Source organism: Streptomyces sp. CB00455 (assembly GCF_001905445.1).
Classification (GTDB): Bacteria; Actinomycetota; Actinomycetes; order Streptomycetales; family Streptomycetaceae; genus Streptomyces.
On the sequence record NZ_LIVQ01000001.1, the window covers coordinates 571,019 to 584,118 of the forward strand.

Annotated in this window: 14 protein-coding genes; 7 read left to right on the forward strand and 7 right to left on the reverse strand. The window is 74.6% G+C overall.

Translation table 11 applies throughout. The features are described from left to right. The first annotated feature begins 85 nt into the window (after positions 1 to 85). Entirely contained in the window at positions 86 to 514 is a 429-nt protein-coding gene (locus AMK16_RS02700; RefSeq protein ID WP_073908015.1) for a response regulator, read from the forward strand. Positions 515 to 713: 199 nt separating this feature from the next. Here the strand turns inward: AMK16_RS02700 and AMK16_RS02705 are convergent, their stop codons facing one another. The 4 genes from AMK16_RS02705 to AMK16_RS02720 form a co-directional block, all read right to left on the reverse strand. Next, on the reverse strand, positions 714 to 1,124 hold the full coding sequence (locus AMK16_RS02705) for a rodlin (RefSeq protein ID WP_073910292.1): 411 nt from the start codon (positions 1,122 to 1,124) through the stop codon (positions 714 to 716). A 131-nt stretch (positions 1,125 to 1,255) separates the two neighbouring features. Further along, positions 1,256 to 2,410, reverse strand: coding sequence for a serine hydrolase domain-containing protein (locus AMK16_RS02710; protein WP_073908018.1), 1,155 nt, complete (start codon positions 2,408 to 2,410; stop codon positions 1,256 to 1,258). A 172-nt stretch (positions 2,411 to 2,582) separates the two neighbouring features. Then, positions 2,583 to 2,777: a hypothetical protein gene (locus AMK16_RS02715; RefSeq protein WP_338014402.1), complete on the reverse strand. Its 195-nt coding sequence runs from the start codon at positions 2,775 to 2,777 to the stop codon at positions 2,583 to 2,585. Positions 2,778 to 3,001: 224 nt separating this feature from the next. Further along, a complete protein-coding gene (locus tag AMK16_RS02720) occupies positions 3,002 to 3,202 on the reverse strand; it encodes a hypothetical protein (RefSeq protein WP_143196784.1) in 201 nt (66 codons plus the stop codon). A 179-nt stretch (positions 3,203 to 3,381) separates the two neighbouring features. Here AMK16_RS02720 and AMK16_RS02725 point away from each other — a divergent pair, with 179 nt between their 5' ends. The 3 genes from AMK16_RS02725 (at position 3,382) to AMK16_RS02735 (ending at position 5,754) form a co-directional block, all read left to right on the forward strand. Then, positions 3,382 to 3,813 (forward strand): GNAT family N-acetyltransferase, encoded by a 432-nt coding sequence (locus tag AMK16_RS02725; RefSeq protein WP_073908024.1) that lies wholly within the window; start codon positions 3,382 to 3,384, stop codon positions 3,811 to 3,813. A gap of 197 nt (positions 3,814 to 4,010) precedes the next feature. Then, on the forward strand, positions 4,011 to 4,841 hold the full coding sequence (locus AMK16_RS02730) for a PhzF family phenazine biosynthesis protein (RefSeq protein ID WP_073908027.1): 831 nt from the start codon (positions 4,011 to 4,013) through the stop codon (positions 4,839 to 4,841). A 412-nt stretch (positions 4,842 to 5,253) separates the two neighbouring features. Continuing rightward, on the forward strand, positions 5,254 to 5,754 hold the full coding sequence (locus tag AMK16_RS02735) for a hypothetical protein (RefSeq protein WP_073908030.1): 501 nt from the start codon (positions 5,254 to 5,256) through the stop codon (positions 5,752 to 5,754). Positions 5,755 to 5,910: 156 nt separating this feature from the next. On the opposite strand, the gene AMK16_RS02740 is transcribed toward AMK16_RS02735, so the two are convergent. Further along, on the reverse strand, positions 5,911 to 6,666 hold the full coding sequence (locus AMK16_RS02740) for a lysophospholipid acyltransferase family protein (RefSeq protein WP_073908033.1): 756 nt from the start codon (positions 6,664 to 6,666) through the stop codon (positions 5,911 to 5,913). 574 nt (positions 6,667 to 7,240) lie between these two features. On the opposite strand from AMK16_RS02740, the gene AMK16_RS38020 reads away from it, so the two are divergent. Together AMK16_RS38020 and AMK16_RS35680 are read left to right on the forward strand one after the other, a co-directional pair. Then, positions 7,241 to 9,850, forward strand: a complete 2,610-nt coding sequence (locus AMK16_RS38020; protein WP_274535329.1) for a D-alanyl-D-alanine carboxypeptidase family protein — start codon at positions 7,241 to 7,243, stop codon at positions 9,848 to 9,850. Between the two features lie 62 nt (positions 9,851 to 9,912). Next, a complete protein-coding gene (locus AMK16_RS35680; protein WP_143196785.1) occupies positions 9,913 to 10,095 on the forward strand; it encodes a hypothetical protein in 183 nt (60 codons plus the stop codon). A gap of 347 nt (positions 10,096 to 10,442) precedes the next feature. On the opposite strand, the gene AMK16_RS02750 is transcribed toward AMK16_RS35680, so the two are convergent. Together AMK16_RS02750 and AMK16_RS02755 are read right to left on the reverse strand one after the other, a co-directional pair. Then, positions 10,443 to 11,243: a hypothetical protein gene (locus AMK16_RS02750; protein ID WP_073908036.1), complete on the reverse strand. Its 801-nt coding sequence runs from the start codon at positions 11,241 to 11,243 to the stop codon at positions 10,443 to 10,445. After that, the gene (locus AMK16_RS02755; protein ID WP_073908039.1) at positions 11,243 to 12,520 is read right to left on the reverse strand and encodes a VWA domain-containing protein; all 1,278 of its coding nucleotides are present in this window, start codon (positions 12,518 to 12,520) and stop codon (positions 11,243 to 11,245) included. The genes AMK16_RS02750 and AMK16_RS02755 overlap by 1 nt, the downstream gene beginning before the upstream one ends. Before the next feature lie 152 nt (positions 12,521 to 12,672). Here AMK16_RS02755 and AMK16_RS02760 point away from each other — a divergent pair, with 152 nt between their 5' ends. Beyond that, positions 12,673 to 13,047 carry a DUF6204 family protein gene (locus AMK16_RS02760; RefSeq protein ID WP_073908042.1) on the forward strand — a complete coding sequence of 125 codons (375 nt, stop codon included), beginning with the start codon at positions 12,673 to 12,675 and terminating at the stop codon, positions 13,045 to 13,047. Positions 13,048 to 13,100 lie beyond the last annotated feature (53 nt).

Genomic DNA, 13,100 nt, shown 5'->3' on the forward strand with positions numbered 1-13,100 from the left:
GCGCGCAAGAACCCGTAGGCTCTGTGGGGCCTCCAGCGGGCAAAAGTCACGAGGTCGGCTCTGTGACCTGAGGGAAAAGGACACCATGAGCGGCGCTTCCCCGGCCAAGATCCTCCTCATCGCGAAGGACCGTACGCTCCGGACCCTGCTGGAGCGCCTCCTCGTCGGCGGGGGCTTCGCCGTGGTCGACGGCGGGAGCGGCGCGGACACCGTGGCGCTCCTCGGCAGCGAGGGGCCCATCGGCCTGGTGGTCTGCGAGCGCACCGGCCCGGGGCTGGACGAGGTGGCACTGTTCGAGGAGGTCCGCCGGTCGCCCGCTCACGGGCGCGTGCCGATCCTCGCCCTGCCGCCGGCCGACCCGGAGTGCACGGCCCGGGCGCTGGAGGCCGGTGTGGACGACTGCCTCGCCAAGCCGTTCCACCCCAGGGAGTTCCTGACCCGCGTCGAACGGCTCGCGCGGCCGGCGACGAGCACCCGCTGCCCGCACCCTTCCGGCACTCCGCCGTTGCCGTAGCGCCCCGACAGCACGTGACAGAGCCCCCCGTCCCAGTGGACGGGGGGCTCTGTGACGTGGGGACCGGTGCCCGCCCCGGCAGCCGCTCGGCAGCCGTACGCCTGCGGAAGGTGCGGATCCGCGGATCCGGTGGAACAAGCCGGGGCCCCGTGGGCACTCGCGCAGGCGTCTGAGGCCCCGGCTCGCAAAGGGGTGTGCGTCAGCTGCCGGCCGACAGGTTGCCGGAGAGGACCGGGATGTTGTCCAGGATGTGCGAGAGCGGCTCGTCGCCCTTGGCCTGGGTGGAGTTCTCGGTGCACTGCTGGTTCTGCGGGTTCGACAGGACGTTGATGTCCTGGACACCGACGTTGACCAGGGCGATCAGGGACTGCGCGTTGAGCTTCGCCGGCAGACCGATGCAGGGCTTGTTCAGGCTGCCCTGGACAAGGCCGAGCTGCGGGCTCAGGTCACCGCTGGTCTTCTGGTTGCCGTAGATCTGCGAGGCACCATTGCCGTTGACGGTGTTGATCCCGTTGTCGTTGCCGATGGCCATGGCCGGGGCGGCCACCGCGGCGCCCGCGCCGAGGATGGAAGCGGTCGCAGCGGCGGTGGCCATAATCTTCTTGATCATCATTGGTCTTTCTCTTGCACGAGTGCACGGTGGTGAGCGCCTTGATCAACGCCCGGATCCGGCGCAGGTTCCGCGGGTTCACCCGATCGGCCCTGCCCGGCCGCGCACCCGCAGCCGCCCCGCCCCGCCGGTCAGCGGGTGGCTGCGTAGGTCCAGAACTCCCGCATCAGCGCCGGCGAGGCCGGGCCGCCCAGTTCCCGCTGGGTGAGCAGGATGGTGACCGCACCGGTGCCGGGGTCCACATGGGCGGCGGTGCCGGTGCCGCCGATCCAGCCGTAGCGGCCCGGTGCGTTCCACGGGGCGAGGAGGGCCACGTCGACGGAGCCGCCGTACCCCCAGCCCTGGCCCTCCAGGAAGAGGGCTCCGCCCTCGCGTTGCGGCGCGCTGAGGTGGTCGGTCGTCATCCGCCGCACGGAATCCGGCGAGAGCAGCCGGCCGCCTTCGTACGCGCCCTCGGCGAGCAGCATCCGGCCGAAGGCGAACCAGTCGTCGGCCGTCGACACCAGCCCGCCCGTCCCGGAGGGAAAGGCGGGCACGCTGTTCCACTGGCCGTCGGGGGCGTCGACGAGCTCCAGCGCTCCGCCGTCGGGAGCGGCCCGGTAGTAGCTCGCGAACCGGTGGAGCTCGCCCGGCGGCACGGCGAACGCCGTGTCCCGCATGCCGAGCGGTGCGAAGACGCGCTCCGCGAAGAGGTCCGGCAGCGACCGGCCCGTCGCGCGGGCGAGCAGGACGCCGAGGATGTCGCAGCCCGTGTTGTAGAGCCAGGCCGCCCCCGGCTGGTGGAGGAGCGGGATGCGTGCCAGGGCCGCCATCCATTCGTCGGGCGGGGCGATGCTCTGGGGCTGCGGCGGTCCCTGCTTGAGCTCGCTGAAGAGCAACTGCACGGCGGGCAGGGAGAAGTCCGAGGGGAAACCGTGACCGGCGCGGAAGGTGAGGAGGTCCTCGACGGTGATCGCGCGCTCGGCCGGGACCACGTCGTCGACCGGTGAGGACGGCGTACGGACGACCATCGGTGCGGCGAGCTCGGGCAGCCAGCGCGAGACCGGCGAGTCGAGGGCGAAGAGGCCGTCCTCGATCAGCATCATCGTGGCCGCGGCGGTCACCGGCTTGGTCAGCGAGGCGATCCGGAAGAGGGAGTCGCGCGTCATGGGAGTGCTGGCGGCGGTGTCGAGGGAGCCGACGGCCGCCACCTCGACGTCCTCGCCGCGGGCCACCAGCCCCACCGCGCCGGGCAGCGAACCGTCCTCGACGTGTGCCTCCAGGAGGCTGCGCAGGTCGCTCGTCATCCACCTTCTCCTCCGTACGGCGCCGCAGGAGAGGGCCGGCGCGGATGCCCGTGGAAGAGACTGCCGCCGGCCCCGCGAATCATCGGTGCGACACGACACGTCAGGGCACGCCGTGTCACGTCACGTCATGTCACCACGAGTGCGCGGCCGGGGGACGACGGGGCGGCCGGGCTTACGCAGCCGGGACGACCGAGGCCCTTATCGCCGCGGCCCACTCGGCGAGGAGCAGTGCGTGGCGCAACCGCTCGGCGTCGGTGAGACGGCCTTCGGCACGGGCGAAGAGGCACCGGATGTCGGCGTTGATCTCGGCGAGCGGGCGCTCGGGGGCCTGGCCGGCCGGGGTCGGGTCGTCGGGGATCGGGCTCACGTGATCAAGGGTAGGGGCGGGGTCCGACAATCGGGCACGGTGTCCGTCATGCGGACAGGATTTTCCGGAGCGTGGAGAGCTGTGCGGCGGCCTGCGGCGCGCCGCCTCGGGGAAACCCCATGCGGGGTCGAACCAGGCCGCCGGGAGCTCCGCGCACGGCGCCGGACATCGGTGGGCGGCCCCCGGACCGCTGGTCGCGGACCGGGAGCCGTCGGGGGCCCGGATCAGTTGTTGGAACCGACCGTGTTGTCGTGGCCCGCGTTGAACACGTCGTCGGCGGCGAACTGGAACCAGTCGCCGAAGACGAAGGTGTAGGAGTTCTCGGCCGGCGCGTAGACGGTCACGTCGGCGGCGGCCACGGAGGCGCCACCGAGGACGATCGCACCGGCGGCGAGGACGGACAGCACGCAACGGACAGAACGCATGGATCCACCTTTCGAAGGGGGTTGGGAGCACCCAAAACCTAGAGAAGGCACGCCATGCTGTCCCGCCACCGTGCCGGTCACGGCCAACTCCAAGCCGATTGGCGGATCCCGGACAGCCCCGCCGGGGCCGCCCGGGGGGCCGGGAGTGTGCCGCCCCGCTCCCCCACTACGCTGCCGACATGAAGATCATCGACTTGGAGCCGGGCGACGCGCGGCTGACCGAGGACCTGCTCCCCGTGCTGCTCGAACTGCGTCCCCACCTCACCGAGGACCTCTTCCTCTCGATCCTGGCGGAGGGCCGGGAGCAGGGACTGCGCTTCACCGCCGCGTACAGCGGGGAAGGCGTGTGCGTGGGGGCGGCGGGCTGGCGGATCACCGCGAACACCGCCCAGGTCCGCAAGCTCTACGTGGACGACCTGGTCACCGCGGCCACCGCACGCTCCACCGGAGTGGGCCGCGCGCTCCTCGCCCACCTCGAAGCGCACGCGCGGGCCGCCGGCTGCACCGCGCTGAACCTCGACTCCGGAACCCACCGCACGGACGCCCACCGCTTCTACTTCCGTGAGCGCATGGCCGTGACCGCCTTCAACTTCGACAAGCCGCTGACCTGAGCTGACCTGCCCCGCCCTGACCTGAGGTGACATGACGTGAGCTGACCTGACGTGAGCTGACCTGACGTGAGCCGGCCCGACCCGGCGGGGCGCCGCGGGCGGGGGCGTCGCAGGCGGGCCGTCACAGGCGGGGCCACAGGCCACTTGCCGCGTATTGGCCTTGCCCCGGCGGCGATTGGCCCCGGTACGTTCGCGGCATGCGCATCCAGATCGTAGACGCCTTCACCACCCGGCCCTTCGCCGGAAATCCCGCCGGGGTGTGCCTGCTTCCCGCCGGAGAATGGCCGGACGACCCTTGGCTCCAGCGCGTCGCCGCCGAACTGAACCACCCGGAGACGGCCTTCGCCCGGCCCCTGTCGGTCGGCGGTGGAGCCGAGTGGGAGATCCGCTGGTTCACCCCGCTCGTCGAGGCCAGCCTCTGCGGCCATGCCACTTTGGCCACGGTCCACACCATGCGCCGCGAAGGGCTGCTGACCGGTCCGGTGCGGTTCCGGAGCCGGTTCAGCGGCCTGCTGGCCGCCCGCGCCAAGGACGACGGAAGCATCACGCTGGACTTCCCGGCCGCCCCCTGCACCGAGACGGCCGTTCCCGAGGGGCTCGCCGCAGCCCTCGGCATACGGCCCGAGGCCGTCCTGGGGACCGGCGCACTGGGCGACCTGATCACGGTCCTGCCCGACGAGGCCACCGTCCGGGCGTTGCGGCCGGACCTCGCCGCCCTTGCCGCACTGACGCCCCGCGAGAACCTGCGCGGTGTCGCCGTCACCGCGCGGGCCGCATCGGCGGGGCTGGGGTACGACTTCGTCTCCCGCTACTTCGCGCCCGCCAACGGCATCCCCGAGGACCCGGTCACCGGCAGCGCCCATACCGCGCTGGCCCCGTACTGGGCTGCCCGGCTGGGCCGCACCGACGGCCTCACCGGGTTCCAGGCCTCGGCGCGCACCGGCCTGGTCCGGACCGCGCTGCGCGGTGACCGCGTACTCCTGACCGGGCACGCGGTCACCGTCCTGGAGGCGACCCTAGCCACCTGACCACCTGACCACCTGACCGCGGGGAGCCGCGAGCCCGCGGCCGCCGACCGGTCACCGCAGGGTCGCGCGCGGTCCCGCCGTGACCGAAACGACGCCGGCCCGAGGCCCGTTCGTCCTGGTCGTGGCGGTGGGTCGGTTGCTAGGTTCCTGCCTCATCCGACCTCGGGGGAACCGATCCATGCCCGTACTTGCCGGACCCCGTGGGGTCCTGTCCGCCGCGGTCGCGGCCGCCGTCCTGCTGGCGGGAGCGACCGGTTGCACGGGTACGGCGGGTAAGGAGGGAACGTCCCCGGCGGCTGCTGCTTCCCCGCCACCGGCATCCGCTTCCGGGGCGGCCACGGCCGCCGCCCCTGCCTCACCGTCGGTCTCCGGATCCCCGGCCGCCGCCTCGCCTTCCCGGACGCCCGCCGCCATGTCCTCCGCGCCGGCGACGCCCGCGACCGGCCGCACCACGACCCCGCCGCCCGCCCCGACCTGGCTGACGGTCTCGGTCGACACCCGGGCGGGCCGGCTCGCGCTCGCGCGCGGCGGCCCGGCGCAGGAGTTCACCGTCACCCTGCGGAACGGGAACTCCGACGAGTACCGGCACCTGCTGGTCGCCTTCCAGATGGAACCCCCCGGCAGCCCGCCGGTCGGACAGGATGGCGGGCCCGGCTTCACGCTGGAGCGCTTCGACCAGACTTCGGGCACCTGGCACCCGGCGGCGCTGCGCGTCGCCAACGACCGCCTTCCGGAGTCGATGCTGGACGGCGGCACACCGCTCGCCCGTTCCGGCGTGCGCGTCGAGCGCTACCGCCTGCGCGCGGCGGCGGGCGGCCCCACCGGCAGCAGTCCCCTGGTCGTGTCCTTCGTCGACACCGACGCCGACCGCGAAACCGCGGCCCACGCGGTCCTGGCCCACACCACCCGCTGAGGGCCTCCCGCCGGCGGGGGGCCTCCGGGGCGGGCGAACCTCCGGGGCGGGGGGGGCGGAGCAGGCACGCGCAGGCTCGCCCCCGCCGCGCGTCGGCAGCGCGTCGGCCGCCTGCCTGCCGTATCCCGCCGGAACAGGATCGGGCGCAGGCAGCGCCTACCGAGGGCAGCGCGGTCCGGGGGCGGCGGCCGAGGCGTTGCAGACGCCGCACCGGCGCCGGCCGGAGGAGGCCGCGGGATCGGCTTCGTGCCGCCCGTGCCCGTCACCGTGCGCGCCGAGCGCGACCGAGGCGGTGTGCCAGGCGGCGGTGACGGCGCGGCGGGCCCGCTCCGTCGCCTCGGCCACACCCCCGTGGAGGTGGAGCGGCGCGCCGATGTGGACGTGGAGGCGGGGCCTGCGCAGCGGGGCGGTGAGGGCGCCGGCGAGCTGTTTGGCGCTGCCGCCGGAGCACAGGCGGCGCGAGCCCGCCTGGCCCACGGGCACGACGGGTGCGCCGGTCGAGGCGGCGAGCCGGGCCAGTCCGCTGCGGAAGGGGCCGGGGGCCGATTCGCCCGCGTCGCGGCGGCCCGGGAGCCCGCCCTCGCCGTAGAGCAGCACGTGGCGGCCGGCGGCGAGCGCGGCGGCCGCGGCATCGAGGGAGTCCGCGGCGCGCCGGGTGCCGCGGTGCACGGCGATGTGGCCTTCGCGCCGCAGGGCGGCCCCGAGCAGCGGCACCCGCCACAGGCCACTGGTGGCGAGGATCACCGGCTCGATCCCGTGCCGGCGCAGCGCCGCGACGACGACGGCGGGGTCGGCGAGCGAGGTGTGGTTGGCCACGAGGATGCTGCCGCCGGCGGGCAGCCCGCCGGCTTCGGCGGTGACCGTGAGCCGCCCGCAGGCGGGTACGACGGTGGCGGCGATTCGGCTGAGCATGGACGACCCCGTTCGGCTGGCACGGCGCCGGCGCCGGCGCTGGTGCCGTCCATGCTCGACCGCTGCGGCGGCCGGGTCATGAGTAGCCGTACTCACCCCGCGTAGGTGGGGCGACCACCGCACCGGGGCGCCACGCCGCGGGTCTGCCCGGGCCGGTGAGCTCGGGGAGCCGATCGCGCAGGCCAGGAGGGGGCGGGCGTCGGGAGCCGGGCGGCCCGCTGCCCGCGGCGGCCGCACGCCACCTGCGGCTGACCTTCACCGGCAACACCGGCTGGCCTGCCGGTCAGCTGTCCGGACTGGAGGCGTACAGCTCGTAGGAGGACCGGTCCGAACGCACGGCGGCCGGCGCGGCATCCGCGCCGGCCGCCGTGCGTCTTCGGTTCGCCCGCGCGGAGTATGACCGAACGGTCACAGGTTCGGGCCGGCGGAACGGGTGGGGCGCGGCGGACATCTAGGGGGTCGGCGCGGCCCCGCGGAGGGCCGCGTCCGACGTATCGGCAAGACCGGCGCGCTACCGGACACCGCGTGCGCGGTGGCGGCGGCGGCCGGGTGTGAGTGGCAAGGCGGGGCTGGGATGAAGGCGGTAACGGTGGCGGGCGGTTCCCCGGACACTCCGGAAACAGAGAAGGAGGCGGCGGCCGGGGAGGCGGTACGCGACGCGGTGGTCGAAACCCCGGCCGAACCGGCGGAAGCGCCGGAGTCCGCGGTAGACCACCTCCCGCAGGACGGGCGCTCCCCCGCCGCCCGCCCCGATCCGGCCGAACCCGCCGAACCGGCCGGACAGCCGGCCGCCAAGTCCGCCCAGCCCGCCGAACCGGCCGGACAGCCCGAGGCCGCCAAGTCTGCCGATCCGGGCGAACCCGCCCAGCCCGCCCAGCCCGCGGAATCCGCCGAACCGGCCGAACCCGCCCAGTCTGCCGAGTCGGCCGGACAGGCCGAGTCCGCCGAGCGCACCGGTCCCGTCGAACGGGCCGAGGCCGCCGAACCGGCCGGGCAGGCCCGGCAGGCCGCCCGGGAGCTCGACCGCGAAGGCGCGGCGGAGACCGCGGACCGTACCCCGCGCGAGCCCGACCCCGAACCGGTCGCGGACACGACGCCCGAATCGCAGCAGCCGGAGCACGCCACCACCCCGGCGGAGGAGCCGAACAGCGAGGACACCGCTGACGGGCGGGCCGAAACGCCCACCGCCGACGCATCGCAGGACGAGCCGGACAGCGAGGACGCCCTCGACGGGCCGGGCGAAGCGCGCCCCGCCGAAGAGGCGGACCCGTCCGGGTCCGGGGACGGCGACTCCGACGACGGCGTGGCGGTTGCCGGGCCCGCCGCCGACGGCACCGACGGCACCGACGGAGAGAGCGCGCTCCAGCCCCCGCAGCACACCGCGCCCGACGCCGGCCCCGTGACCGGCGAAGAGGGAACCCCCGAAGCGGCGCGGCCCGAGCACGCCGCCCCGGCGCAGGAGCCGGACGGCGAGGACGCCCCGGCCGAGCCCGCCGCAGCGCAGACGGCGGCGCAGGGCCCGGAGGGCTCGGACGCAGCGGAGGACGGTTCCGCGCCGCAGGAGGAGGACGGCGGCCCGCAGGACGAGGACGAACCGGCCACCGCGGCGGTCGTCCCCGCACAAGATACGGACGAGGGCGACGGCACGTCCGGCCATAAGGAGGCCGCGCCCCGGCGGACGCCGTCCTGGGCCCGGGGAGAGGGCAGCGACGCCGGAAGACCGAGTCGGTTCGTCGCCCTCAAACCGCTGGACGGCTCGCCCCGCACCGCCGCCCCGGCACCCACACCCTCCCCGCACCTCGCACCCGCACCCGCACCCACCTCCACCTCCGTCCCCCCGGTCGGCGCCGTCGCCCCGCCGGCCCCGCTCGACCTGCTCGCCGGGCTCACGAACACCGCTTCCGCGCCGGAGACGCGCCGCCGGACCGCGCTGCGCCGCGTCGCGGTGTGGAGCCCGGTCCTGCTGCTCCTCGCCGGAGTCTTCACCGGCGCCCAGCTGCTGCGCCCCCTGCCCGCCCCCACCGTCATCGCCGCGCAGAGCGGCCACACGCTCGACGGGCAGTTCTCCGTTCCGTGGCCCGCAAAGGGCCAGGGCGCGGTCCGTGTCCCCGGCTCCGGCGACATCGGGACCTTCGGCGAGCAGAAGCCGGTCCCCACCGCCAGCGTCGCCAAGGTGATGACGGCCTACGTCCTCCTCAGGAACCATCCCCTGAAGAAGTCCGAGACCGGTCCGGACATCGAGATCGACGCGAAGGCCGTGGCCGACGGCACCTCGGAGAACGAGTCCCGGGTCGTGGGGCTCACCGCCGGGACGAAGTTCAGCCAGCAGGACATGCTCAAGATGCTGATGATCCCCTCGGCCAACAACATCGCCCGCCTGCTCGCCCGCTGGGACACGGGCAGCGACTCCGAGACCGCGTTCGTCGGGAAGATGAACGCCGCCGCGAAGGAGCTCGGGATGCGGGACACCACCTACACCGACCCCAGCGGTCTGGACGCGGGCACCGTCAGTACGGCCGTCGATCAATTGAAGCTGGCCGAGGCGGTCATGAAGGACGAGGCCTTCCGCGCGGTCGTGACCCTGCCCAGCGCCCCGGTCAAGGGGCTCTCGCAGCCGCTCGTCAACAACAACACCCTGCTCTCCAGCACCGGACTGAGCATCCGGGGGATCAAGACCGGTTCGAGCACGCCCGCCGGCGGCGCGCTCATGTGGGCAGCGTACAAGTCGGTCGGGGACGAGACCCCGCTGATCCTCGGCACGTTGATGGACCAGCGCGTGGACGGTCCGGATCTCAACGCCACCAAGAGCCTGGCGCTGGTCCAGGCGAACAGCAAGAAGATCATCGAAGCCGTACGGGAGGCACTCGCCGCGGCGCCGGTCGCCCGCAAGGGCCAGACCGTCGGGTACGTCGACGACGGGCTCGGCGGCCGGACGGCGCTGGTGGCGACGAAGGACCTCGACGTGATCGGTGTCCCCGGCCAGCAGCTGAAGCTCGTCCTCACCACCGGCAAGGGGCCCGGCACCGGAGGGGGCGCCCCGCCCCTGCCGCACACCGCGAAAGCCGGAACCGAAGTCGGCGTCCTGACGGCCGGTGAGGGCGAAGGGGCGAAGAGCGTGCCGGTGGCGGTGCGGGGCGCACTGGCGGAACCTTCGCTCGGCGCCCGGCTCACCCGCCTCCGGTAGCGGCCGGCGGCGGCCCGGAATCGCGGCCCTTCGGGTCGGCCGGACAGCACTAGAGCCCACCCGTGAAGAGGAGCTCGTTCGGCGAGCTCCTGATCGCGATCAGGGCCGCGGTGGTCAGACGCGCGAGCGTGCGCATGGAGGGGGCTCCTGGAGGGTGGGCGGTCGTCACCAGACGGCCGCTGCCCCGGCAGGCGCTGCGGGGCGCGACCAACCTCACCATCGGGTGCCTGGGCGGTGCGGCTTGAGCCGGCTCTTCGTCTCTTGCCCGCCCGGGACCCGACCCGGACCCGACCGGGGCCCGCCCGGGTGCGGCCGGAGCGGCCCTTGGCGCCCAGCGCAGACCGGACCGCCCCGGCCACCATTCGGCGCAGGCGAGGGGTCCGGGCGGCCCGTGGGCAATCACCCGCACGGGCTCACCTGGGGAGAGCCGTACGGATGACGGACCGGGACGCGACGGACCGGGATGCCGGGCGGGCGCGCCCCGGGGGTGCCCCGGGACGCGACCGACCCTTGTACTCCTCCCCTGCCACCGTGTGCCGCGCTGCCGTGTCCCGGACACCGGACGCCTGCCGGTGTCACGGGCCGGCTGCGGTCACGCGCCCGGCGGCACCCGGGACGGGCGGCCCGAGCCGCGCGTGAGGCGGTAGCCGAAAATGCCCGCGAGGGCGCCGAGCACCCCTCCGGCCGCCGTCCAGAGCCAGCGGTCCGACCACCAGCCGCCGGCCCAGCCGTCCTCCGGCTCGCGCAGGGACGAGGTGACGGTGGCCGGGACCAGCGGAGCCGCCAGGCTGCCGTCGACGGCACTGGCGCCGCCGGTCTCCTCCACCGCGGCCTCGACGGCCGCGCGCACCGGCAGCCCGAGGTCCTCCTCGGGCAGGCCGACGACGGTCAGGCGCACGTAGTAGCTGCCCGGCAGCGGGTCGTTGGCCCACGGCTCGGCCGCCGCCCGTACGGTGCGCAGGGTGCAGGACAGCTGCACGGACGCCGCTTCCTTGGCTGCGGCCCGCGACTGCGTCCCGTAGGTGCACGCCTGCCGGCGGCGCAGCCCGTCGTACACGTCGAGCCGCCAGGTCGCGGCGCCGTGCCGGGTCGCGGAGTCGGGCAGCGTGACGGTGGCCTTGACCGTGGCGCGCTGCTGCGCGTCGACGGGCAGGACCCAGTACAGGTAATCGCCGGTGGACGCGCCGGCCGTGGCCTGCTGGCCCGGGCGGAACGCGGTGGCGGTGCGGAAGCCGGTGCCCGCCTCGGTCGGAGCGGCCTCGCCCTGGCCGGATTTCGGGCCGGCGCTGGAGCCGGGGCCGGCCGGGGAGGTGTCGGCGGCGGCCGTCCCCGCCGCCGTGAGGGCGGCTGCCGCGACCAGCAGGGCGGCGCTCAGGGTGCGTACGGTACGCATCAGTTGGTCCTCCAGACGGAGATGCGCCAGCGCGAGATCCATCCCCACACCAGGCCGGCCAGCAGTCCGGTGAGGACCAGGACGGCCAGCAGCCACCAGCCGCGGCCGAGGCCGAAGGCGGCGGCGTCGGAGGTCGTGCCGGGGCCGTCCACCACCTCGATGGTGAGCTCGACGGGCATGCCCGGGGTGGTCTTGACGAGGGCGGGGGCGGAGAAGGAGTTGCTGACCTGGAGGCAGACGGTCTCCGCCGCCTCCTTCGCCCCGTCGTCCGCTCCGTCGATCTCGGCCTTCGGGTAGCGCAGGCCGGTGGAGAGGACGTCGGTGCGCCCGTCACCGGCTTCCGAGCCCCGTACGATCTCGCGGCCGTGGACGGTGGTGGCGCGCAGCAGGACGCCGTAGTCGTTGTTGACGGCCCGGTCGGCGGCGATGCTCACCGAGGCGCGCAGCTCCTGGCCCGGGCGGACGTCGACGCGATACCAGCGGTGTTCACCGAAGGTCTCGCGGTCGCTGTAGAGGCCGGGCGTCAGCTGCGGGGCGCTCGCGCACTGCTTGGCGCCCTCGGTGGCGACGGGGTTGACGACCGGGTCCGCCGCGCGGTCGACCAACTGGCGGACCCTGCCGGACAGTTCCGCCGTGTGCTGGACGGAGGTGTAGGTACCGCCGGTTGCCTCGGCGATGCAGGTGAGCTGGGTCCGGGTCTTGGCGTCGGGCACCAGGCCGAGGGTGTCGATGACGAGGTGGATGCCCTTGGCGGCGATGTCGCGGGCCACCTCGCACGGGTCCAGCGGGGCGCAGGTGTCCTCGCCGTCGGTGATGAGCACGATCCGTTTGGTGGCGTTGCCGCCGTCCAGGTCCTGGGCGGCGCCGAGCAGGGCGGGGCCGATCGGGGTCCAGCCGGTGGGGGCGAGGGTGGCCACGGCGGTCTTCGCCTCGGTCCGGTTCAGCGGCCCGACCGGGTAGAGCTGCCTGGTGTCCTTGCAGCCGAGCGCCTTGTCCTCACCGGGGTAGGTGGCGCCCAGGGTGCGTATGCCGAGCCGGACTTCGTCGGGGACCGCGTCGATGACCTCGTTGAAGGCCTGCTTCGCCGCGGCCATCCGGGACTGGCCGTCGATGTCGGTCGCCCGCATGGAGCCGCTGACGTCCAGGACGAGGTCGACCTTCGGGGGTTCCTTCGCCGTCGGACCGTCGGCGGCGGTGGCGCTCGCCGGGAAGAGCCCGACGGCCAGGGCGGCGAGCAGGCCGCACGCCCCGGCCGCCAGCCGTTTTCTTGTGATCATCGCCGGATCGTATTGAGGATCGCGCGGCAATCCAAAACGTGCCGGTGGGGCCGTCCTTGACGGACCGGCGGCTCGTGCCCGGGCATCCGGGGGGTCTTCGGCGCCGGGAAATCCCGGTGCGGGGGACGAGGGGTGTTACCTAGGGTGCGGGGATGAGCTCCCGCACTTTCCGCATCACCGTCCGCGGCTCCTTCGACGGCCTCACGGCCGGCCAGCGGGCCGAGCTGCTCGCCGACGCGCCCGCGCACGACATGCTGCGCGCGGCCTTCACCGAGGAGGGCCACCTCACCTACGACGTCGCCGCCCGTCCCTTCTTCACGTTCCGGTTCCTGGATTCGGGCGAGGCCGAGGAGGACATCCTCGACGCGACGGCCCGCGCCGAACTGGCTGCGGAGAGCTGGCTGACCGAGCGGGGCTACGGCTTCAAGCAGCTCAGGTCCCAGGCCCAGGACCTTTCGACGGCTCCGCTGGGCAAGCGCCGCCGCCAGGAGGCGGCCCGCGCCACGGGCACCGGGCCCGCCGCCTGAGGACCGCCCGCGCCTCGTCCACGGGCCTGCCCGAGACCCGCCCGGGGCTCACC